General features: G+C 41.2%; 17 protein-coding genes and 1 pseudogene. 4 read left to right on the top strand and 14 right to left on the bottom strand.

What is annotated here, in order from left to right; translation table 11 throughout:
- Positions 1–8: 8 nt before the first annotated feature.
- On the bottom strand, positions 9–647 hold the full coding sequence (nth, locus tag AC1ECB_RS08020; protein ID WP_485668210.1) for an endonuclease III: 639 nt from the start codon (positions 645–647) through the stop codon (positions 9–11).
- A 485-nt stretch (positions 648–1,132) separates the two neighbouring features.
- Here nth and aroF point away from each other — a divergent pair, with 485 nt between their 5' ends.
- Positions 1,133–2,146, top strand: a complete 1,014-nt coding sequence (aroF, locus tag AC1ECB_RS08015) for a 3-deoxy-7-phosphoheptulonate synthase (RefSeq protein WP_485668209.1) — start codon at positions 1,133–1,135, stop codon at positions 2,144–2,146.
- A 149-nt stretch (positions 2,147–2,295) separates the two neighbouring features.
- On the opposite strand, the gene AC1ECB_RS08010 is transcribed toward aroF, so the two are convergent.
- Positions 2,296–3,459, bottom strand: a complete 1,164-nt coding sequence (locus tag AC1ECB_RS08010; protein WP_485668208.1) for a hypothetical protein — start codon at positions 3,457–3,459, stop codon at positions 2,296–2,298.
- A gap of 118 nt (positions 3,460–3,577) precedes the next feature.
- Positions 3,578–5,251, bottom strand: coding sequence for an HIRAN domain-containing protein (locus tag AC1ECB_RS08005; protein WP_485668207.1), 1,674 nt, complete (start codon positions 5,249–5,251; stop codon positions 3,578–3,580).
- A 322-nt stretch (positions 5,252–5,573) separates the two neighbouring features.
- Here AC1ECB_RS08005 and AC1ECB_RS08000 point away from each other — a divergent pair.
- Positions 5,574–6,630, top strand: a protein-coding gene (locus tag AC1ECB_RS08000; protein ID WP_485665795.1) for an IS630 family transposase whose coding sequence is annotated in 2 segments (ribosomal slippage) — positions 5,574–6,082 and positions 6,081–6,630 — 1,059 coding nt in all. Because the reading frame shifts where the segments join, the coding sequence is not laid out codon by codon here.
- Here the strand turns inward: AC1ECB_RS08000 and AC1ECB_RS07995 are convergent.
- Entirely contained in the window at positions 6,541–8,286 is a 1,746-nt protein-coding gene (locus AC1ECB_RS07995; protein ID WP_485668206.1) for a DEAD/DEAH box helicase, read from the bottom strand. The genes AC1ECB_RS08000 and AC1ECB_RS07995 overlap by 90 nt on opposite strands.
- On the bottom strand, positions 8,271–9,080 hold the full coding sequence (locus AC1ECB_RS07990; RefSeq protein WP_485668205.1) for a hypothetical protein: 810 nt from the start codon (positions 9,078–9,080) through the stop codon (positions 8,271–8,273). The genes AC1ECB_RS07995 and AC1ECB_RS07990 overlap by 16 nt, the downstream gene beginning before the upstream one ends.
- A gap of 408 nt (positions 9,081–9,488) precedes the next feature.
- Between AC1ECB_RS07990 and AC1ECB_RS07985 the strand changes: the two genes are divergently transcribed.
- Positions 9,489–9,929 carry a hypothetical protein gene (locus tag AC1ECB_RS07985; protein WP_485668204.1) on the top strand — a complete coding sequence of 147 codons (441 nt, stop codon included), beginning with the start codon at positions 9,489–9,491 and terminating at the stop codon, positions 9,927–9,929.
- Between the two features lie 167 nt (positions 9,930–10,096).
- On the opposite strand, the gene tnpC is transcribed toward AC1ECB_RS07985, so the two are convergent.
- From tnpC to AC1ECB_RS07940, 9 genes and pseudogenes are all read right to left on the bottom strand, one after another.
- Positions 10,097–11,680 (bottom strand): IS66 family transposase, encoded by a 1,584-nt coding sequence (tnpC, locus tag AC1ECB_RS07980; RefSeq protein WP_485665402.1) that lies wholly within the window; start codon positions 11,678–11,680, stop codon positions 10,097–10,099.
- A gap of 89 nt (positions 11,681–11,769) precedes the next feature.
- Positions 11,770–12,068 (bottom strand): annotated as a pseudogene (gene tnpB / locus AC1ECB_RS07975) (IS66 family insertion sequence element accessory protein TnpB).
- 50 nt (positions 12,069–12,118) lie between these two features.
- On the bottom strand, positions 12,119–12,487 hold the full coding sequence (gene tnpA / locus AC1ECB_RS07970) for an IS66 family insertion sequence element accessory protein TnpA (protein WP_485664427.1): 369 nt from the start codon (positions 12,485–12,487) through the stop codon (positions 12,119–12,121).
- A 381-nt stretch (positions 12,488–12,868) separates the two neighbouring features.
- Complete coding sequence (locus tag AC1ECB_RS07965) at positions 12,869–13,063, bottom strand: YwbE family protein (protein ID WP_485668203.1); 195 nt, start codon at positions 13,061–13,063, stop codon at positions 12,869–12,871.
- Between the two features lie 13 nt (positions 13,064–13,076).
- Positions 13,077–13,643, bottom strand: a complete 567-nt coding sequence (locus AC1ECB_RS07960; protein WP_485668202.1) for a GDYXXLXY domain-containing protein — start codon at positions 13,641–13,643, stop codon at positions 13,077–13,079.
- Complete coding sequence (locus tag AC1ECB_RS07955; RefSeq protein WP_485668201.1) at positions 13,633–14,928, bottom strand: DUF2157 domain-containing protein; 1,296 nt, start codon at positions 14,926–14,928, stop codon at positions 13,633–13,635. The genes AC1ECB_RS07960 and AC1ECB_RS07955 overlap by 11 nt, the downstream gene beginning before the upstream one ends.
- Positions 14,929–14,947: 19 nt before the next feature.
- Entirely contained in the window at positions 14,948–17,110 is a 2,163-nt protein-coding gene (recQ, locus tag AC1ECB_RS07950; protein ID WP_485668200.1) for a DNA helicase RecQ, read from the bottom strand.
- 33 nt (positions 17,111–17,143) lie between these two features.
- Positions 17,144–17,479: an arsenate reductase family protein gene (locus tag AC1ECB_RS07945; protein WP_485668199.1), complete on the bottom strand. Its 336-nt coding sequence runs from the start codon at positions 17,477–17,479 to the stop codon at positions 17,144–17,146.
- Positions 17,480–17,507: 28 nt separating this feature from the next.
- Positions 17,508–19,412, bottom strand: coding sequence for an ABC-F family ATP-binding cassette domain-containing protein (locus AC1ECB_RS07940; protein ID WP_485668198.1), 1,905 nt, complete (start codon positions 19,410–19,412; stop codon positions 17,508–17,510).
- A 183-nt stretch (positions 19,413–19,595) separates the two neighbouring features.
- Here AC1ECB_RS07940 and AC1ECB_RS07935 point away from each other — a divergent pair, with 183 nt between their 5' ends.
- Positions 19,596–20,918: a DEAD/DEAH box helicase gene (locus AC1ECB_RS07935; protein ID WP_485668197.1), complete on the top strand. Its 1,323-nt coding sequence runs from the start codon at positions 19,596–19,598 to the stop codon at positions 20,916–20,918.
- Positions 20,919–20,967: the final 49 nt, after the last annotated feature.

Here is a 20,967-nt window from a genome sequence, read left to right as displayed (position 1 = left end):
AAGATTCATCAGATTTTAATTTTACTACTCGGACATAGATGATTGAGTGGGCAAACGGTACAGGCTGGGCTGGTTGCCTTACAAATCTTGCGACCATGCCAGATTAACCAGTGATGAGCGTCGCTCCATTTTTCCTTAGGTATTGCCCGCATAAGTTCCTGTTCCACTGTGAGCGGCGTCTCACCAGTTGCCAATTTGAGGCGGTTTGACACACGAAATACATGGGTATCCACAGCAATCGCCGGAACGCCAAACAATTGACTTAGCACGACATTAGCCGTTTTACGGCCCACCCCCGGTAATTTAATTAATTCATCGAATGTATTCGGTACTTGTCCGTCAAATTCCCGGCACAAAACTTCGCAAGTAGCTAGAATATTTTTCGCTTTACTCCGAAAAAGACCACAATCCCTAATTTCTTTTTCAAGTCCATTTTGGCCTAATTTAAGAATTTTTTCCGTCGTATTGTAATGAGGAAACATTCGCGCTGTAATAATGTTTACTCTGGTATCAGTACACTGTGCAGATAGAATTACAGCAATCAAAAACTCAAATGGCGCTGTATACTGCAGCGCTGTGGTCGTATTTTTATAATGCTCTTCCAACAACTCCAGCATTTGCTGCTTAATGGCCCTGGTAATACGCACATCTTTGCCCCCAATTTAAGAAAGTTACTGCATTAAGGTAAAGTATATAAGTAAATTATGGCTGCGTCAATTTGTTTCGGTTACGGACGTTGATACACTGGCTAGCTTTCCCATACAGGAAATAACTACGTACATATATATCATTCTTTTAGTACCTTATTTACATTAACATTAAATTTTATTAATATAATTAAACATGCTTGACACCGCCTTATCGTCTGCTATAATGAATACATGATTTAAATACTACACATTAGGTGATATATTATGATAACCAATATTAATTTATATACAAACCAATACTTTTATTTTTTTGCTTGGGCCATCTTTTTTGGCGCAGGCTTATTTATGTGGAACAACTTAATACGGAGTTTGCCTATGAGTCCTTACAATTAATTAGCAATGTTGCGAAAGCAAAACCTAAGGCTCATTGAGTCTTAGGTTTTTTTGTTTTAAAATCTAAAAACTTACAGGAGGCGCTATTCATGATTATTGTATTAAATGCTTCGGCTACACCCGAGCAAATTGAAAAGCTAAAACAGGAGTTAGAAACTTACGGTTGCAGTGTTTGGCCTACTTATGGCCAATTTCAGACGATTTTGGGTATTGTAGGTGATACCGGTAAGCTTGACCGCGACTATTTACTGAGTAAAATGTATGTCGAAAAAGTACTGTCCGTACAAGAACCCTACAAAAAGGCCAACCGGACCTTTCATCCTGAAAACACCGTAATCAATGTTGGCTCACAAACAATCGGCGGCAACAAGCTGGCCATCATTGCCGGACCCTGCTCTGTTGAAAGCCGCGAACAAATTGTCGGTATCGCACAGGATGTTAAAGCCGCTGGAGCTGGCTTTCTGCGAGGCGGTGCCTTCAAACCACGTTCTTCACCATATAGCTTCCAGGGGATGCAGGCTGAGGGACTTGAGCTGTTAAAACAAGCCAAACAAGCAACTGGTCTGCCCATTGTTACTGAGATTATGTCGATATCTCAGTTGGAACAATATCACGAGGATATTGATGTTATCCAAATTGGCGCCCGCAATATGCAAAATTTCGATCTTTTAAAAGCAGCCGGTCAACTTACTAAACCCATCTTGCTCAAACGGGGTTTAAGTGCAACTATCGAAGAACTTTTAATGTCTGCCGAATATATTCTGGCTGGCGGCAACGAAAATGTAATCTTATGCGAACGCGGCATCCGTACTTTTGAAACCTATACTCGTAATACTCTTGATCTCAGTGCCGTACTGGCTATCAAAAAGCTCAGTCATTTGCCGGTCATTGTTGACCCCAGTCATGCGGCCGGACTGTGGTGGATGGTGGAATCCCTGTCTAAAGCCGCTGTAGCCGTAGGCGCTGACGGGGTCATCATTGAGGTTCACCAAGATCCAAGCAATGCCAAATGCGACGGCCAGCAATCTATAAAACCTGAACGATTTGCCGCCCTTATGAATTCCCTGCGGGAAATCGCCCGCATTGATAATCGTACTGTTTAGAAAAATGAGCTAAGTTTCTAGCTATGGAACTTAGCTCGTTTTTTATTTATCTTAGTACGCGAGTCAAGATTACCGCCTCTACAGGCGGCGTCGGTTCAGGTGGAGTTATCCGCGACCTTGCAAATCCACCCAAAATTCCCCCATATCTCTTAATATTTGCTTGCTATTCTTTTGACAATTAAAATATCCTCATCAGACAACACTTTATTATGTTCTAAAATCCAGTTGTTTTCAAATAACTTCACAACGCTTCTGAATATGTTATGATATGGCTCATTAAATATTTCTTTATGTTCTAAATACATTTCATATTCGCTTGAATGCCAACTTGGCGTATGATAATTGCTTGATATGGATGTAAAATAGCCCAATATGCTACAATCAGGATAAATGTGACTTAGCTTTATTCCTGCCTGTAGCATTTCCAAAATTACTTGTTCATAGGAACCAAGCAAGTGTTTCTGCGTTTCTATTTCATCAAGTGCCTCAATATGGAAAGCATTGTTTCTTACAACATCAAAGACTGACGGAATCATTTTTTCTTTTATGGCAAAATGACTGCTAAATTCTTTGAAAAAGCAAGTACTTTTAATTTTTCCAATAATATCCTCTGACAAATATGTTTGAAAAAATTCCACATCTACTGCTTCTGTAATAGCATCAAAATTAAATCTAGCTGAAAGATCTTCATCTGCGAGAACAAGGCTAAGAGGTTCTAAAACAATAAAAAGGATTATGACCTTTCCAATACAGCTTTTTAATAGTTTAAGATAAAATCGTGTTTCTTCCTCTTTATCAAATTTCTTTGAATACTGATGTATTCTTCTAAATGAGTAAAATGTATCAAATCCTTGTTTGTGTATAATTTTATGGGAAAATTTTATAAGCTTATCATGTTCTTTAAAAAAATCCGACAACACAGCCTTAACTTCGGAATAATTAGTATCGATCTTTCCTAACTGCTCTATAATTTTTGTATTCATAGGGAAATAATCTTTACTATTCCATTTATTTAGCTCTGGCTTTCCTTTATTAGAAAGATATAGCATATTGTTTGTAATTTCCGCTGCTTGCCTAATTGAATAAAATGCACAATCAAAATTGCCGTCTTCATAAAGAAAGATAGAGTTTATCAAAAGCTGAATGGCCTCCGTAATAAAGCTGTTACAAAACATTATGTCCACTCGACCCGTCATCATGTTGCCCAATCTATGCAGACAAAACAATAGTTTATCATGCTCATCCAAAATAAGAAGTTGTTTATTTTCGTGTCGCATAAATTCGATAATTTGCTTTTCAAAATCGGTAGTCATATAAGTCCCCCAAGTTCATTCGTTGAGAAAATGCGAACTTCATTCTGACCGGGAATATAGCAAAGCATGCTCTCATATGAAATTTAATAACTGATGTGCATTGATAATTTACGAGTATTTATTGTTCAAGGCTAATTTCTATAACAATTTCAATATAGGTTGTAATATCAACTACTTTAACACTTTTGAGTTCAATTCGAGGCTTATAATACAAATCTAAATAATAAGCGATTTCTTCGTTTACTTTCCTTGGAATATATCCAATCTTATCCTCCCCACAATAAACTGCTATAGCGTTATCGTCATAAAAATTTTTTGCTTCCCTTTCAAGTCTGAGCTCAGTGTTGGGTATAAAATTAATAATCTCTAGACAATGTTCCAGTTTGCATAAATTATACTTAGTTGAAGCAACATGAGTCTGAATCCGGCCTACTAACTCTATATAGCTTGACATATCTTTGAAACTATTAGCCAATGCGGTGATTTTTTTTACCTCATAATCAGTAAGCGATTTTACACTATCCTTCAACATTAAAGGATCAAACTCCATAAAAAACTTCTTAAGTTCGTCCAAATCCTTATATTCAACATATCTTTCAATAAATTTAGCTAAATCCTTTATTGTTTCTCGTGAGTTAAATCCGACTCTTACTAAATCAACTTCAGTCTCCGAATTAAGTCCGAACTTCACAAACATTGGTAAATTTTTCAGAAGATAATATACTTTGATATTATCAAAAATTAAGCCTAGTGAATCACAGCATATTTTCGATATAACTGTAAATATTCTTGGTAACTTATATTCATACATATCTCTTATATAATCAAAACAACGACTCGAACGAAATTCCTCATTAACTTCATGGAAATATTTATCTGCAAGTTCGGTAATGACGATACCATTTTCAACCCAATCAATAAATAAATTGTAATGATTAATTTGGACAGTTCGGGAGGTAGGCGTACTTCTATGAACCTTGAAACATTCACATTCATGAAGGCTTATTATAACGTTAAATTTTTCTTCGGTAATAATATCATGAATATTTGCTACATCCGGCAGATTACTTGCATTTTGCAATATAGTATTAGATAATGATCGCAGCACCCCGTAAGACCTGAAGGATAGCCCACTATGCTGAACTGCTTCTCTTTCTTTGTTATCCCTCTTGCTATAGAAGTTATACGCCCTTCTTGAAGCTTCAACATATGGCATAAGTGCTTCCGTATTCGACTGCCTACCAAATAATGAACTTAAAAATAAGTTGTCTAAATTTTCCAAAGACTGATAACCATAGTTAAAAAACAACAAGAGCGTTTTAAAAAAGCCGTTATCACTAACCTGATCGAGATATCCATCAATTTCGTTTTCTTTTTTTTCGTTTAATATATCAACTAATTTCTTAAGTACATCATCTCGAAAAGCAGCACTCATCACACCATTTGAATATTGTTCATAAACTAAATGAGTCTGGACAATATTTGCTGGATAGAAGTCGACAAATAAAATTTGTCCATATGTACTCTGATAGGCTCTTCCGGCTCTTCCAACAATATTTTTAAAATCCCCTATATCAACAGTCCTTTGTGCTGGATATTTTCTACCTGTATATATAAAATTCTGGATAGGAAAATTAACTCCCTCGACAAGAGTTGTTGTGCAAACCATTACTTTAAGATATCCCTTACGAAAATAATCTTCCAAAGCCTCTCTTACATCTAGAGGTATACTACCGTGATGGTAAACAACACCTTTTCTTAATCCAATTATTAAAAGATGGTTTTTTCCCAACCTTTTTTCTATGAATTTTACTAATAATTCAACTTCATTGATAATCCGAAGGTTTTCTGGAAAGAATGGCTTATATTCACGTATAAATTCTTCACAATCTGCCTTAGTGTTGAAAAAAATTAAGGTCCCCCTGTCTTTTTTATAGACTGAGCTATTCCCATAATAAAATTATTTAGTTTAATATTATTATATATGACGCATTAAAGAGTAAAAAAATATCAAAAAGAAGCAACTATTGATAATTATTATTTGTTAAGAAAATGGTTTTTGGATTTTATGGCGAAATCCTTTGTCAATTAATTCATGACGAAGGGGTAGACACATGCGAGACATCCGCCAATTACCATCAGAAGTAATCCATCGAAGAGTCAAACGCCTCAAAAGAAAAATGAAGTCATGTAAGAATTCGCGGATGCAGGAACGTTATCAAACGATTTACCTGTATTTGCAAGGGTATTCAAAAGAAACAATTTCTCAAATAACTGGGCGGGCTCTTAGCACAGTCTATCGATATATTAATCTTTATGTTAATTGCGGATTAAAAGGCTTACGAATGAACCATTCGCCAGGCCGGCCAACCTTTTTAAGCGAAGAGCAATGCCAACAAGTGTATGATATGGTTGCACATCACGTTCCAAAAGACGCTGGATTTTCGGTAGAAATGAACTGGACAGCTCCCTTACTGCAGCAATGGATTGAGAAAACTTTTGGTGTAACTTACAGTATACGCGGTACGTTAAATTTGTTGCATAGCCTTGGATTTAGCTGTACCCGGCCCACATACACTCTGGCTAATGCAAATCCTCAAAAACAAGAAGAGTTTAAAAAAACTTTATGAACTGAAAGATTCGCTTTTGCATGGTACAATCGACCGTCTGCTGTTTCAAGATGAGTGCATGATTAGGGACTATCAAGCCATTTTTCGGACTTGGTTTCCTAAAGGAAAGCAAAGAATAGTTCCAACCTACGGAAAACACAGTGGTGTAAAGCTAATCGGCGTATTAGATTATGAAACCGGAGAAGTAGTATGTAGTCACTCTACCAGTTATGATGCACAGCAATTTCTCGCATTTTTGCAATTGGTGCTTGAGAAATATCCTGGTCAAAAAATCGTGATGATTTTGGACAATGCCCGCATTCATCATGCCAAACTGCTTCAACCTTTTTTGCAACAAAACAAAGAAGTACTTGAGTTAGTTTTTTTACCCCCATATAGCCCACAACTAAATCCAATTGAAAAAGTATGGGGTTGGCTCAAACGCACCTGCATCTACAATGTTTTTTTCAAATCAGTTGAGGAAATTGCTAATGCTGTATTTGCTTTTATTAATGATATTAATCGTAATCCGCTTAAGACCGTCGACCGCATTTGTGTTTAATTTTTCATTGTTTAATGCGTTGTATATAGTACTAACCTTATTATCATTAATATTGTGATAACGAGGAAATTCAAAGAGTCGAAAGCTCTTAATTATCTTTCCTTGTTGGTCAATGAATTTAAGATTAGCTTGAGCTAAATATCCTTTATAGCCCGCTTTATATAATTTATGATTAGATAAAATCTCCGCCCAACGACCTGCTCTTTTTTGATAACTAAAATCGACTATGGATTTCAATTTTGCTGTAGGCTTCCAATCATTAGTGATTGGTTTCTTAGCTATCGGAACATCATTTTCATTACAATTCAACCAATCCAGTATCTGTTCACCATTATCTAAAATAGCAGATAGAAGCAACAGCTTGATTTTATTATATTTACTATGATTTATTAGAAACCATATAGCCCCTTCTATTGCCCAGCCCCTCTCTGGTTCAGATATCTTGTGTGCCTCGTCGAAAATAATTAAGGCAACATTCTCAAAAAAATTACCAATATCATGATTTAGTAAAGAGCTAAACAGTTTTTCAGGAGTTGTAACAATTATATTAGATTTTTCATCAGGTACGTCGCCCTCAAAGCCATCGGGGGATATTTGTACACTGTAATTCAATCGTCTAAATCGTGACCGCAATCTTTGAGTAACCTCATAAGCAAGTGCATTGGTCGGGACTATATAAATACATACTTGTCCTGTTATCGCCTCTAGTTCTCTAACAATAGCAAGCTCTGCTAGTAAACTCTTACCACCACTTGTTGGTAAAGTAATGACTCCTCTTCGAATACAAATGTCAGAAAAAAAACCATTTGGACTATTCAGTATCTCGATTTGATTAGGCCAAAGCTCGATTACTGAAGGGCGTGATTTAATCAGTTGTTGTATGTACAAATCACTATATTTTCCTTTTAGTTGAGCCCATACACTATTTTCATATATTTTTTTAAGGCACATTTCTAAATATGATAACACCCAAAATTCAGTGATATCATATTTAGATAAGTACTCATGCTGTAACTGCTGTAGCTTCTCAATTCCAAAGTGAAAACTTTGCCGATTTCCAGATTGTAAATATTGTTTCAACAGATTTAAAACTTCTCCAAGGGCTGATTCAGAGAAAGTACTATTAACTTGTATAGTACGATTTAATATTTGTCCCGCAAATTCATAAATCTCAAGAATCCCTGATTGAATGATCCCTAGTTCTTCTATTTTTTTTAGCTCTCTTTGGAACTTTCGAGCAATAACTACACTATTGGGTGGATTATCTCCAAGTGTATAAGCTATAGAAGCCCGCAAATAGTATCTAGCTTTCTTGTATGAAAGATCTTCTGGCTTAACATCTTCCGATATCGTGTGCTCTAAATAATCTCCTAGTTTTTCAAAAGCCATCCCAGCGGTTTCCATTGCCAATTTAACTATCCCATATTCTTTATAAGACCCTAAAATTTTGGAGTAATTTGAGAATAAGAATAGAGATATTCGTTCCGCTAATATAAGACTTTTTATAACATTTTGGGTATCTTTCTTTGCTTCAGTAATGTCCAAATGTATAGTACTAAGATATAGTTCTTGCAATAGGTTGTGCATACTATCAGGATTAACAGAAACTTCTTTTAAAAGCTCTGTCATATTAGCCTTATTTAAAATTTGTTCCATATCGAACTCCTAAGATCGGTTTTAATCTTATCAATGGCTTGTACTATTATGAATTTGACAAGCCGTTGCTCTTTAGTTAGTTCAGGTAAACATTTTTGAAACGTCTTGAATGTGACCTGAGTCGTAGAGTCTTCAGGAATTATCGCACAGGCACCAATCATCATATGTCTATCTCGCTCAAAAACGTGGTAAGGCATATTAGCAATTACTTTGCGTAAATTGGGATTTTGCTCATTACTAAACTCCTCCTGAATAGCTCTCATTTCAGCATCAATATTTTCATCGAAACTTCCGTCTTTTGAAAAGAAATCGTATATCTCAGCTGCCCTTGTGGAGGCTTTATTCTCGGTTGCTTTAGTTTCCCATACAATAAAACGAATATCGTCCATATTTGTTGAATCGCCAACAAAACAAATATAATCTATTCCTGGTTCAGCTGAAGACCTACCTTTTGGGCCGTACCCTAAAAGAAAATCACTTGCGGCTTTATTATAAAAGAAAGCTAATAAATGTTCTCCGATTAAGCCCTTGAGATGATTCTCATCTAAAAAAACACGTCGGAGAGTATTTTTTAAATAACTTTTCTTTTTATCTTCTAATACTCTCCCTTTAAGAAATTCTTGCATAAACTCGTAGGCCATAGGAGTTAATCTTTTTGATAAGAAAAAGTTAACAAACTCTGAGAAAAACATATTATACTGACTAACATCGTTTAGAATGATACTCAAATTCTTTCTAATAAATTGATATGGTACAGGTACATCTACACAATTAAAACAACTATTTATTGTCATATTTTTCACCACTTTAATAATTAAATTACGAAAAACATTTTTTCCGACTTTATGAGTCAAGAAAATCAGATGATGGTTTCTTTAACTCACAATATGCTTTCCAATCTATACCATTGTTTACTATTCTAGCTAAATCCGACAATCTCCTTGTGCATAAATTCGATTGCTGCCTTTTAAGTAAATCATACTTAGTCGTCTCCACCGCCTACACTCCCAATAAACAGCAAAAAAAACGCAATATTCGCAGGTTTTAGTAATTTTCAATTTTCAGAAGAAACAATCCGATACCCAGCAAAAGACAAACTTCCTACACTACACTTCGAAAACAGGTCATCAAATAGCCTAACAAAGGCATAAAAACCTGCTAAAAAAAACCGCTAAAACGGTCCTTTGTCTTAAGTTGAGTCAATGGAATACAAGGAGAGGGGTTTTACTTTTGGCATTGCCCCAAAAGTAACAAAAGGTCTAGGCCCTAAGCCTCCAAAAGCTGAAAAGCCGGGCGATATTCCTAAAATCCGTAAACTCGCTACGCTCAAACAGTACGGATTTTTTAACGGAATACCGCCCGGCTTTTCTCCTGCGGAACGCTTTTTCTGGCAAAGGCCGGAGGGTACGGGAGTTACGGGGATTACGGGGGTTGCCGGGGTACCACCTTATGGGGGCACAATGTCTTTAAGGCCAGGGGGTGGCGTTACTATCTTAGGGGGTTGCATTAACAAGACAATACCACCGTTGCTCAAGCCGGGCGTAAACAGTACGGAGGCACTGGCGGTTGTTATGCATAAGCGGAGGTTAAGCGCCAGCGGCGAAGCGTTGTATGACGACCGCCTGTGCCGGGTTTGTACTTGACACCCCTTGTTTTATAATGCCTCCGCGACTCCCAAAACTTATATTTTCTTTTATAATAAGAAAAGTACCCATACCATTGTGGCATAGGTACTTTTTTCTTGTGACTATAACCAGAATCACTCTCAATCAAAGGTAAGCGTCAAAAATGCCGTCACCTTGACAACAAGTCATTTGGTAACGGCATTAGTTTTACAGTAATCTGGAACAAAACTGGGCATTAGTCGTTGTAGTACCTCAACATCATTTCGTATATCCCAGTTGGGTGCGTTTTTAAAAATATAAGTCAGGTAGGCATATGGATTGAGCCCATTTTCCTTTGCGGTTTCTATTATGCTAAACACAACTGCGCTGGCTTTAGCTCCTCGCGGTGTGTTGGCAAAGAGAAAATTTTTGCGGTCAATCACAAACGGCTTAATGCTGCGCTCGGCGCGATTGTTACTGATTTCCAGCCTTCCGTCCAGTAGATATCGTTCGAGATATTTCCATTGCTCCAACGTATAGTGCACGGCTCTGCCAAATCCGCTCTTGGTAGATGCCTTTACTGTATGAAGGTACGACAAAAACTCGTCAAGCACTGGTTTTGCCAGTTCCTGACGCTTTTTATAGCGTTCTTCCGGTGTACAATCAGCTAGTTGGCGCTCAATAGTAAATAGCTTATCGCAATATTGTTTGCCACGTTGCGCCCCAGAGCCTTCTCGGTCTTTTTCCAAAAGGCCTTTTAGCGCCTCGTCAAATTTTCTTCTGGCATGTGCCCAGCAGCCCACAATGACGATTCGCTCCGGCAAGCTATGATACCCGGCATAACCATCCGTATGAAGGTAGCCGCTAAACTCCTGCAAAAATTCTAAAGGATGCTTTGCCTTCCGGTCTGGCTGATAATCACACAGCACAATAGGTATACTAGCACACCCGCCAGTTCTATACAGCCACATGTAGCTTTTGCTTTGCGCAGATTTGCCCGGCTCGTGAAGTACCTGTAAAATGGTTTCATCTGCGTGGAGCACTGGCTGTATGGAAAGTAGCTCTTTAAAGGCATCATAGATTGGCTCCAGCCAATCTTCAGAACACCGAATTAGCCAGTTAGACATAGTTTGTTTGGAAAGAGCTATGCCCATACGGCTCAAATCTTGCTCCTGGCGATGCAATGGCATTCCATTTGCAAATTTCTGTGTCATAATATGAGCAACTGCTTCTGGAGAAGCAAAGCTTCCTTTGATTACCGGCTTGTCCATTGGTGCCTTGATAATAGGCACGCTGCATGAATTGACTTCACAGTCGCGGCAGGCATATACATAGTCAATATGTTCTACGATAACTGCTTTGGCCGGGATGATCTTCAATTCGCGGCGGACATTTTTACCCATAATATGCAGTTTTGAACCACATTCCGGGCATTCCTGTTCATGTTCCGGTAAAAAATGCTCTACAACCTCTATTGGTAAATCGGCAGGAATGGTCTCTTTTCTTTCTTTGACATTCTTACGATAATGCTTCTGAACTTCAGTCAATTCAGGCTCGGGCACCCGTTCATCTGCTGTTGCCTCCGCCTCGTTAAAAAGATTAAACTGATCGTATTTGCTTTTTTCACTGGAGGAGCCGAACTGTTTTTGTTTGGAAAGACGCATTTGCTCCATCAGCCACTTGACCTGTTGAGTCAGTTCCTCATTTTGTATTTTTAGTGCCTCATATTCAGTACGAGAAACAGAGATCATTTCTTCTTGTGTATTAGTACCGTTCACTAGAATTTTCATGTAATAATTATACCATATTTTATGGCTTTTTTCCATGAAAAATCCGTTAAATCCATTGATTTTGCAGGATATTTAGGACTTTCAGCAAATTAGACGATTTGTATTTTATCGACTTTTTTATGCGCCCTCGGCTGTTGAATGCTTAACCCTTCCATTAGCCAACGAAACTGTTGTGGCGTAATGTGTTTGACCTCTTTTTCATCTTTTGGCCACTGAAAGCCTCCGTTCTCCAGCCGTTTATACAAAAGTACAAAGCCATCGCCATCCCAAAAGAGCGCTTTGATTCGATCACGCCGACGCCGCAAAACAGGAACAGACTGCTGGAGAACGGATCTAGGTGAAAGCATTGCTGTATGGTCGCTGCCAGACCATCAATAGATCTTCTCATATCGGTGTGGCCACAGGCGAGAAAGATATGTTCGATTTTAGATATATCACCTAACATAAATGTTTCAGTGCCAGAAGCGTAGCCTCCACGGTTACCATATCAGCGCCTTGATAGACATGGATTTGCATATCGTTACGCTCAATCGTGATAGCCAATGTTTCCGCACGATGCTTAGGCATCTTCATTTCTGCAAATACCGAACCCTGTACGGGAACAGCCTCGCTGGAGGCAGGGAGACTTACCGAAATTGCCCGGCAAGTCTCCTGACATACAAGTTTCTGCCAATGATAGTATGTTTTCACGTTAATGTTATTTTCGCTGCACCACGTTTTAATGGTTTTGCCACTGTTGCGGCAAGCCGTAACAATATTGCGCCATTTCTCCAATCGAACTTCATGCGTCACTTTCTGTACGCTCATAAAAGTAGACCTCCTGCGAGTTTCTAAGAATCCAAATGACTCCAACAAACTCTATGTGATTCTCTTGGACCTATTGTCTCATCCGGAGGCCTGGTTGTACATGTGACGATTTATTTGACGCTTACAATCAAAGGACGGTTATTGTAAAAGTAAACTTTGATTCGTTCGCCTGCGTCAAGCTTTGTCATGGCTGTTCTATTGATTCATTTTTTAGGTTAAGATACACCCTCCACCAACCACTTTAACATAAGCAAAAACCCGCGAAATTTCGCGGGTTTTAGTCATTTCCAGATTTGCATGGTGGAAGCGACTCTCCATCTGAATTCCTGATGTTTCAGCCGTGCTGAAATGAGTTCACTAGTGGCTCAAGCATATGAGTCACTAACCCATAACTTCTTGAACCCTGCCAACTGTTCCGTCGGTTAACCGTACTTTAATGCCCCGATGATGTACAGCGCTGCTTGTCAAAATATCTTTGACTATCCCTTCAGTTAACTGTCCTGTTCGCTGGTGCGGTTTTTGCACAATTTTAACTTTCGCACCAGGTGTAATATTTTTCCGTTGTGTTCCGTCCATTACTTTATTCTCCTTATTCAGTGTACCCCTGCGGTGATTGCTGCAAAAATTCTAGTAATGTCTTATCACCGACATACAACTGCTCAATAACTCCATAACCGTCTTTAATACGAACAACTGCTATACTTGTTTGTTTACCTGCACTTTCGCGATAAGCAGCTTCAGCCGCAGGAGCCAGGTCTTCCGGCAAATAATACCGCGTAAATGGTAAGTTAACATGAATTGTATTTTGTCCATTCTCGTAGGCTTTCGCTTTTATATAGTAACCTGTTTCCGGACGAGTTACACTCACCCCGCTGATATAAGCTTTGCCTTCTGCATTCTCACTAATAATAGCATATACCATCTGTCCTGCAACCAAATCGGCAGTATTGCTGCGAGGAGCTGTGTTTTCTTTAAACCGCAGTTCAACATAGCGCCCCTTAAACGCATCATAGGGGTCAACCGGGGCCGTCTGCCAGTAAAACTGCCGGCCAGTCTGCAATACATCCTCCCAGCGCCAAGCCATAAAGAGCGGTACAGCTGCCTGCAGTAAAGCGACAATGATAAATATGCCTAACAGCCATTTTCTATTTTTCATGCTGCCACCCCGCTTTGCGGCGCAGTAAAACAATATTTGCCACAAGAAAACCCATACCTACCAAAACAAATACTATGCCGCGCACAACAAAACTTACATCAATATCAAAAAAACGAGCAACAATCAGCGCTACGATCAGCAGCATACCCAAATTTACGACGCCAATACGCTGGCTACGCACTCCTGTGGTCATAATACTGATACTTAGCCACAGCAGGTAACCATTTAATAGGATAGTTGCGCCAGTACCACTGGCATCGTAAAACTGAATTAAGTAAGCGACTCCAATTACACAGGGTATCAGCGAAAAACGCCTGAAGTCCTGCTCGCTGCAGTTGCGCAAAAGAAAAGTACCACCTATTACCATGAATAGCAGCACAGCAGCTAATCCATAAGCCGGCAATGACTCTGAGCGCAAACCTGATGCCATATGCCGCCAAACATCATTAAACGTTAAAATAAAGGTTACCCCGATACTCCCTGTCATGCCTGCCGTTTTGAAGGGCAGGCGCCAACTGTGTTCTTCCTGCTTCGACCATACTACTCCAATCAGATAGGTCATGGCAAATAGCGCGCTATATATGAGTAGCCCCAGCCGGTCCAGATAATTTGAAAAAGCTGCCCCAAAAATAAAATAGAAACAAATAGTTACCACCCAGGATAAAATGACTGTAGCATTGGCCTGACGGCAGTTGGTAAGCATTACCCGGTAATAGGGCAGTGCTAAACCGAATAATACCCAAATAAATTGCTTACTCAGACCATACTGACCGCCACTCCAAGCCGTTACTCCGATAAAATACAGTATCGCTGCCACTACGGAATTCATCAGATACAGCAGCGGCAGTGACAGCAGCATCCAGTTGAGCATAAAAGCATCCATATCCTCCACCAGATGGTAAGTCTGTCCCACCAATGCCAAGGCGGCACCAACCATCAGCATTAGCAAGGTTGCCGCCGCCTCGCGCCATGCCCTGCTGTTGTGCTTAAACCATAATACGCTGCCAGCAATAATTTGCGCAGTTACAAGCAGCCCAACCGAAATCATGAGTCGATGCAGCTTGGTTAATTGCGCCCAGTTATGGGCTAAAATCAAAATAATGCCTAGACCCACCAGGAGCGCACCAATGATTCCAAAGACCAGCACAAAGATCCTGTTACCTGTGTTTTCAGCTACAGACCCATAATGCTCTTTTAGCTTATCAGCACTTTCCGACGGAATAATACCCTTAGCAACAAGTTCTGGCAATTGCTGATATAACCATGCTATTGCTTTCTTATTCATCGGTAATTATCTTTACCCCCTACGCCTTGCCGGCTGCGGCAAAATGCTTACATAAAACCGCCTTAATGGCACCATAGCTCACGCCATCAGGCAGGGCCTCTTTAAGTGGTCTCAATTGGCCTGTGCCAATTTGTTTTATCGCAGCAATAATAAGCTCTTCATACTGGGTGGGAATAAGTCTGTCCCAATCAACAGCATGCCCCTCCTGCGCGCAACGTACCAGATGATTTTGCAGTGTGTTCACCGTTAAATCCCGCGACTTAGCAATGTCCTCTAAGTCAAGACCTTGCTGGTACATAGCCAGAGTTACAACATGACTGGGTTCAGAATCTGCCTTGCTGCTCTTTTTGGCTGCCACCTTTTTGGTTGGCGCCGAAATAACAGCCGTGTCTGCATAACTTACTGCAGTAGCATTTTCTGCCAGATAGGTAGTAATTATCCCCAGAAATTCCCCGCCATATTTTTGCAATTTAAGCTCACCAACACCCTTGATTTGGCGCATAGCAAGTAAGTCTGCCGGGCGCTGCTGGCTCATTTCCCGCAGGGTTGTGTCGGCAAATACAACAAATGGCGGTATATTTTCCCGCTCTGAGATGCGTTTTCGACACTGCCGCAGCAATTCAAATAAGGAATCGTCCTGGACTGGCTGACGTTCAGTAAATACCTTTTGCCAAACTCTAGCCTCGCTGCGCAACACTAAAAATGCTTCCGGTTCTAATTTTACTACCGGATATTCACTCTCAGTCAAACGCAGATACCCTGTGGCCAGCAAGCGTTGCACCAAGGTTTTAATGTCCTGCACAGTACGCTCTGCCATCAAGCCATAGGTCGGCAACTGGTCAAAGCCCAGTTGCTGGACCTTTTTGTTTTTCGAGCCTTTTAGCACATCGGCAATAACAGCAATACCGAACCGTTCCCGCATGCGATAAATGCAGGAAAAAACCTTCTGGGCATCAACTGTAATATCTACCTGTTCGCCGTCAGCCATACAGTTGCCACAATTACCGCAGCCTTCGTTTGTCGTCGGTTCGCCAAAATAATGTAATATATACTGCCGCAGACAGTCCGGAGTGTGACAATAATCCACCATCTCCTGCAGTTTCTTTAGTTCATGTTGTTTGCGCTCCGGATGCTCAACAGACTTATCGATCAAAAACCGTTGTAACAGCGGATCTTGCGGCCCAAACAGCAGGATACATTCTCCCGGCGCACCATCCCGTCCGCTGCGACCAGCTTCTTGGTAATAAGATTCCATATTCTTCGGCATATTATAATGCACTACATAACGCACATTGGATTTGTCGATCCCCATGCCAAAAGCATTAGTGGCCACCATAACCCGGATATCATCATAGAGAAATTGTTCCTGCTGGGTCATACGCTCCTGATCACTTAACCCGGCATGATACCGCCCGGCAGCAAACCCTTTTTTCCTGAGCAATTCATACAGACTGTCAACTTCTTTACGAGTAGCTGCATAGATAATGCCGGCTTGATTAGCGTTGGCCTTAATATATTTCATCACAAACTGCTGTTTGTTTTCGCCGCGTAGGACGGAAAAAGAGAGATTGGGGCGATCAAACCCTGTTATATGGACTTGCGGCCACCGTAAGGCCAGCAGGTTCTCAATGTCATTTTTTACCTCAGGGGTGGCAGTAGCCGTAAAAGCACCAATTACCGGCCTTTCAGGCAAACTGGCAATAAACGTACCCACATTTCGATAGCTTGGACGAAAGTCATGGCCCCATTGCGAAACACAGTGGGCTTCGTCAATAGCCAGCATACTTATTTTAAGTTCACCCACCACCGCTTGGAACCAGTCGGCAGTCAGCCGCTCAGGTGCCACATAGACCAGTTTGTAATGGCCGGCGCGCATATGCTGCAACCGCCGCCCCGCCTCTGCACCTGTCAGCGAACTATTAATAAAAGTAGCAGATATCCCTTGCCCAGCTAGTGCATCCACCTGATCCTTCATGAGCGAAATAAGCGGCGAAACCACTATGGTAATGCCAGGCAGCAGCATCGCCGGAATCTGAAAGCACAACGATTTGCCTGCCCCTGTCGGCATAATGGCTACTGTGTCCTTACCGCCAAGCAGACTACCAATGACCTTAGCCTGTCCTGGCCGAAATTCGTCGTAACCGTAATATTTTTTTAATATTTCCCGAGCCTTTGTTAACATATATTTTTCTCCAGTTTTAATTGATATAGTTGCTTAAAGCCAGCTGCCCCACACCTCAGGACAATACCCAACAGTAGCCTTGGCTCCGTTCCTTACTACCGGCGTTCGAAGTAGCAATGGATGCTCCAGCAACACCTCTTCCACATTGTGTACCAGGTATTTTAAATTGCGTTTGGCATATTCCTTGCCTGTTTTATCAATCAGATTTTCCAGCCCACCGACAGCTGCCCTTACTCTGTCCAGTTCCCCCTTGCTTAAGCCCTTTATATTTAAATCAATAAACTGAAACAGTATCTTACGTTCTTTAAAATACCTTTCCGCTTTCTTCGTATCCTGGCATTTTTTTGTGCCAAATATTTGTATATTCATCGCCTTCCAACCAGCTCCTTTGTTGCCATCAGTTCGCGAACTGGTCCACCAGTTCATTAAGATAGGTCCAGCGTTCAAGCAGTTCATCAAGCCTAGCTTCCAGCTCCTGCTGCCTGTCAGTAAGCTTCTGCAGCAGTTCGAAGTCACTGCCTGCCGTATTAATGCCTGCCGCCACCTGAGCCAGCTCCTGCTCAACGCCGGTGATTACCTCTTCAATCTGGTCATATTCCCGCTGTTCTTTGAAAGACAGCTTGCGAGGCCGTTCTTTGGGTTTGTCCTGCACTGCTGGTTTCTTTTCTGCTGCAGCTTTGCTTTTATCGGCATTTTCAGTTTCCTGCCCACTGATTTTGTCCTGATAATCTGAGTAATTGCCAGGATATTGTGTAATCTTGCCCTGGCCTTCAAAAACAAACAGTTTTTCAACAACCCTGTCGAGAAAATATCTGTCATGAGAAACCACAATCACCGCACCGGGAAAGTCTTCCAGGTAGTCTTCCAGAATGCTTAAGGTCTGCACATCCAGGTCATTGGTGGGTTCATCCAACAAGAGCACATTAGGTGCGCTTATAAGAATCCGGAGCAAAAACAAACGACGCTTTTCTCCGCCTGACAGTTTGGCAATCGGTGTCCATTGCAGGCTGGGCGGAAAGAGGAATCGTTCTAAGAGCTGTCCTGCGCTTATCGTACCACCATCAGCGGTAGGTAAAAAGTGAGCTTCTTCCTTGATATATTCAATCACCCGCAAATCTTGGTTCATTTCGCTGCTTTCCTGCGAAAAATAACCGATTTTAACAGTCTGACCAATCTCCACCTGCCCGCTATCAGCAGTCAACCTCCCTGTAATCAGGTTGAGCAAGGTGGATTTTCCGCTGCCATTAGGTCCGGTAATACCTACTCTGTCATTCTTGAGTACAATATAATTAAAGTCCTGAATTAGCGTTTTGCCATCAAATTTTTGGGTAATACACTCCAGCTCGATAATCTTACGCCCTAACCGGCTGGCCCCCACAGCAATCTCCAATTGTCCGTTTGCTGATTCAGGCGTCTGGGCACTTAGCTCCTCAAACCGTTCAATTCTAGCCTTTTGTTTGGTACTGCGGGCCTGCGCACCCCGCCTTATCCAGGCCAGCTCATTTCTCAGGATATTCTGGCGCTTACGCTCGCTGGCTTCCTGTTGTTCTTCCCGCTCTGCTTTGGATTCCAGAAACTGACTGTAGTTCCCCATATAGGTATACAGATTCCCCTTATCCAATTCGATAATCCGGTTTGTCACTCTGTCCAGGAAGTAACGGTCATGGGTAATCATCAGCAGTGCGCCCTTACGTTTGGCCAGGTATTGTTCCAACCAGGCCACCGTCTGGTTATCAATATGGTTGGTAGGTTCATCGAGGATTAAAAGGTCTGCAGGATTAATTAGCGCACTGGCTAACGCGATTCGTTTGCGCTGTCCGCCGGATAAGGTGCTGACAATAGCTGAAAAATCAAGAATTCCCAGTTTAGTAAGCACTGTTTTAGCGTCACTTTCTAATTGCCAGGCATTGCTGGCATCCATTTGTTGACTTAATGCAATAAGCCGTTTTTGACACGCCTCATCTGCCGGACAATTTTGCACCTGCAGCAAAACCTGTTCGTATTCCCGCAACACCTGCATCACTGGGGAATGGCCTTTGAAAACCTGTTCCAATACAGTAGCAGTAGCATCAAATTCAGGGTTTTGCGGCAAATATTCGATCTGCAGGCTGTTGCCTGTCGTTATTTTACCGGCATCAGCTGTATCCACGCCGGCAATAACCTTAAAAAAAGTTGATTTACCTGTGCCATTGACGCCAATCAAACCAATTTTATCACCCTCGTCAACGCCAAAGGTAACTTGCCTAAATAAGACTTTCTCGCCGTAGCTTTTCGTCACATTCTCTAGAGATAGTAAGTTCATGTTCTAGTCCTTTTCACCATTTTTCTTCATTTTAACATAAATATCAGCTTTATTGAAGAAATACTCTTTACTTTGATGGAAAATAGTAGTATATTAGATTTTTACCCCACTCTGTATACCCTTAGTTTTGCTTGCGCAAACTGAAATAACAGCTATTTATTTGGAAAAGAAGGTGTTTTATTGATGGCAACAAATTTCTCAGCCCTGGGTATTCGCCCTGAGCTGACTCAATTTTTAAAACAATCTGGCATTAGCCAGCCTACTCCGGTTCAGGTACAAACTATACCGGTAGTACTGACAGGCAAAGATGTCATCGCTCAGTCGCAGACAGGCACCGGCAAGACGCTGGCGTTTTTACTGCCTATTTTAGAAAAAATAAGAAACTCGGCCCCGCATGTACAAGCCTTAATTGTCACCCCTACCAGGGAATTAACAATGCAAATCCGGGATGAAGCCGTAAAACTGGCAAACGTACTAAGTATTAACGTGTTAGCCGTATATGGCGGTCAGGATGTGGATGAACAAATTCGCAAACTCCGCGGTCAGCCACATCTTGTTATCGGTACCCCCGGCCGCTTGCTTGACCATGTACGCCGCAAAACACTGGTGCTTTCAGGAGTCTCTAAGCTGGTATTGGATGAGGCCGATCAAATGCTCCATATGGGCTTTTTAGACGAAGTGGAAGAGGTTATTCAGTTGACATCCCCCAAACGGCAAACCCTGCTGTTTTCGGCCACCATGCCGCCAAAGGTACGAGCGCTGGCCGCACGCTATATGACCAAACCGGCAGATATTCATATCCAGACGCAAAATATAACCTTAGATGAAATCAAGCAGATTATGATTGAACTGCCTGAAGCCGGTAAACTTGATAAACTCTGTGCTATGATTGACGAATACCAACCCTATCTAGCCATTATCTTCTGCCATACCAAGGACCGGGCCAAGGCTCTCAATACGGCACTCATTCAGCGCGGCTACAAAGTAGACGAACTGCATGGCGACTTGTCCCAGGCCAAACGCGCTCAGGTTATGAAGCGTTTTAGTGAAGCCAGGCTACAGCTCCTGGTTGCCACTGATATTGCCGCCCGCGGCTTGGATATCGAAGGTGTAACCCATGTATTTAGTTATGATATCCCGCATGACACCGAAAGTTATATCCACCGCATCGGACGTACCGGCCGGGCCGGTGAAACCGGGACAGCCATCACCTTCATTATTCCCGGTGAGCATATGTATTTGCGTTTAATAGAACAGGGCATCGGTTCAACAATTGAAAAATATAAGGCCAATGGACAAAAGGTAATTAAAAATGCCACCAAAAAAGCAAGCGCTACTGCACCTAAGAGATTCATGGAAAAACCAGTGGCCGACAAAAAAACTGCTGATAAAAAAACTGACACTCATGGCGGCAATAATTTAAGAAGCCGTCGCAAACCGAAACCCGCCAGCACCAAGACCTATGGTGCCAAGCGAAAAGTGAAAGTATCCAAGGGCAAGGCGTAATCAGCCTTGGTGAAAATGTCTCCATATCTAAAAAAACTGAGTTGTTCAG

The sequence above is a fragment of the Sporomusa sp. 246TCP1 genome, from assembly GCF_057319775.1.
Note: the sequence above shows the minus strand (reverse complement) of the source record. Positions and strands in the feature narration are given on the sequence as shown.

Coding starts and splice junctions, on each gene's coding strand:
- AC1ECB_RS07985 (WP_485668204.1), top strand. CDS start 9,489: ATGGAATACAAGGAGAGGGGTTTTACTTTTGGCATTGCCCCAAAAGTA.
- AC1ECB_RS07960 (WP_485668202.1), bottom strand. CDS start 13,643: ATGAAAAATAGAAAATGGCTGTTAGGCATATTTATCATTGTCGCTTTA.
- tnpC (WP_485665402.1), bottom strand. CDS start 11,680: ATGAAAATTCTAGTGAACGGTACTAATACACAAGAAGAAATGATCTCT.
- tnpA (WP_485664427.1), bottom strand. CDS start 12,487: ATGAGCGTACAGAAAGTGACGCATGAAGTTCGATTGGAGAAATGGCGC.
- AC1ECB_RS08010 (WP_485668208.1), bottom strand. CDS start 3,459: ATGACTACCGATTTTGAAAAGCAAATTATCGAATTTATGCGACACGAA.
- aroF (WP_485668209.1), top strand. CDS start 1,133: ATGATTATTGTATTAAATGCTTCGGCTACACCCGAGCAAATTGAAAAG.
- AC1ECB_RS07940 (WP_485668198.1), bottom strand. CDS start 19,412: ATGAACTTACTATCTCTAGAGAATGTGACGAAAAGCTACGGCGAGAAA.
- AC1ECB_RS07990 (WP_485668205.1), bottom strand. CDS start 9,080: ATGACAATAAATAGTTGTTTTAATTGTGTAGATGTACCTGTACCATAT.
- AC1ECB_RS07935 (WP_485668197.1), top strand. CDS start 19,596: ATGGCAACAAATTTCTCAGCCCTGGGTATTCGCCCTGAGCTGACTCAA.
- AC1ECB_RS07955 (WP_485668201.1), bottom strand. CDS start 14,928: ATGAATAAGAAAGCAATAGCATGGTTATATCAGCAATTGCCAGAACTT.
- AC1ECB_RS07965 (WP_485668203.1), bottom strand. CDS start 13,063: ATGGACGGAACACAACGGAAAAATATTACACCTGGTGCGAAAGTTAAA.
- AC1ECB_RS07945 (WP_485668199.1), bottom strand. CDS start 17,479: ATGAATATACAAATATTTGGCACAAAAAAATGCCAGGATACGAAGAAA.
- AC1ECB_RS07995 (WP_485668206.1), bottom strand. CDS start 8,286: ATGGAACAAATTTTAAATAAGGCTAATATGACAGAGCTTTTAAAAGAA.
- recQ (WP_485668200.1), bottom strand. CDS start 17,110: ATGTTAACAAAGGCTCGGGAAATATTAAAAAAATATTACGGTTACGAC.